This is a genomic window from Mesorhizobium sp. M7A.F.Ca.CA.002.09.1.1, assembly GCF_003998555.1.
In the GTDB taxonomy this organism is placed as follows: domain Bacteria; phylum Pseudomonadota; class Alphaproteobacteria; order Rhizobiales; family Rhizobiaceae; genus Mesorhizobium; species Mesorhizobium ciceri.
In genome coordinates, this window is the sequence record NZ_RZRR01001163.1 from 1 (window position 1) to 1,425 (window position 1,425).

Consider the following 1,425-nt stretch of genomic DNA (forward strand, 5'->3'; position numbering starts at 1 on the left):
GCTGGTGATGGCATGATGGTATCCAGCATCAGCCTGTCGAAACGCGACCGCCTCGCCTCGGCCGTCCTGATTGCTGCGGTCGTGCTGTTCTCCTGCGTCATGGCCTACGCGGCCGACCTGCCGGCGCTGACCGGCCGTGTCGTCGACAATGCCGGCATCATCGACGCCGCGACCAGGGCGGCGCTGACCCAAAAACTCGCCGATTTCGAGACGAAAGGCTCCGACCAGATCGTCGTCGCGACGATTCCCAGCCTCGATGGCGAGGAGATCGAGCCTTACGCCAACCGGCTGTTCCGCTTCTGGAAACTTGGCCAGGCGGGCGAGAACAATGGCGTGCTGCTGCTGGTTGCCCCGAACGACCGCAAGATGCGCATCGAGGTCGGTTATGGGCTGGAAGGCACGCTGACCGACCTGCACACCAAGCTGATCATCGAAAATGACATGGTGCCGGCCTTCCGCGCCGGGGACTTCTCCGGCGGCATCAGCAAAGCCGTCGATGACATGGTCATGGTGCTGGAGGGCAATCCGGCGGAGCTGGAGGCGCGCGGCGAGCGCAACCAGCAAGCGCCTTTCGATTCCGACGACCTGTTCTTCGCCGTCTTCATCAGCATCTGGGCGATCATCTTCTTCGGCAGCATTGCGGCTTCCGTGCTGCCGCCGATCTTCGGCCAGAAGCTTGGCCCCGGCCGCTACCGCTGGCTTGGCATGACCTTCGAGCCAAGCCGGCGATCCTCCAGTGGCGGCTGGTCGTCGGGGAGTTCCGGCGGCGGCTGGTCTTCGGGGTCAAGCGGCGGTGGCGGATTTTCCGGTGGCGGCGGCTCGTCGGGTGGTGGCGGTTCTTCAGGAAGCTGGTGAGACAGATCATGGCAACACGACCAATCAGCCCGCAGGATCATGAGCGCATCGCAACCGCGATCCACGCCGCCGAGGAGAAAACCGACGGCGAAATCTACTGTGTCGTGGCGCATGCCAGCGACGGCTATTTCTTCCCGGCCGCCTTCATGGCGACCGTGTGCATGCTGTTCGTCAGCCTGGCGGTCGGCTACGGTCTGGAGGCCTGGTGGCTGTCGATCCGGCTGCCGCATTTCGTCCTCGCCCAGCTCCTGGCGCTTGCCTGCGTGCTGGCCTTGTTGTGGGCGCTGCCTGGTATGCGCATCCACCTGGTGCCGAGGCGGCTGCGCTACCAGGCGGCGCACGCCAACGCGATCAAGCAGTTCCTCGCCCGCAACGTCCACCGCACCACGGCGCGCACCGGCGTGCTGGTCTTCGTCTCGATCGCCGAGCGCTATGCCGAGGTGGTTGCCGATTCGGGTATCGACGCCAAGGTCGGCCAGCATGTCTGGGACGGCGTCGTGCGCGACCTTACCGCGCATGCCGGCGACGACCGGCTTGCGCGGTAAGGTCGCGCACGACGCCGTCCCAGAC

The 1,425-nt window shown here is 65.6% G+C and carries 2 protein-coding genes; both read left to right on the forward strand.

What is annotated here, in order from left to right; genetic code table 11:
- The first annotated feature begins 99 nt into the window (after window positions 1-99).
- A complete protein-coding gene (locus EN994_RS31370) occupies window positions 100-855 on the forward strand; it encodes a YgcG family protein (RefSeq protein WP_245466136.1) in 756 nt (251 codons plus the stop codon).
- Between the two features lie 8 nt (window positions 856-863).
- On the forward strand, window positions 864-1,400 hold the full coding sequence (locus tag EN994_RS31375) for a TPM domain-containing protein (RefSeq protein ID WP_245466135.1): 537 nt from the start codon (window positions 864-866) through the stop codon (window positions 1,398-1,400).
- Window positions 1,401-1,425 lie beyond the last annotated feature (25 nt).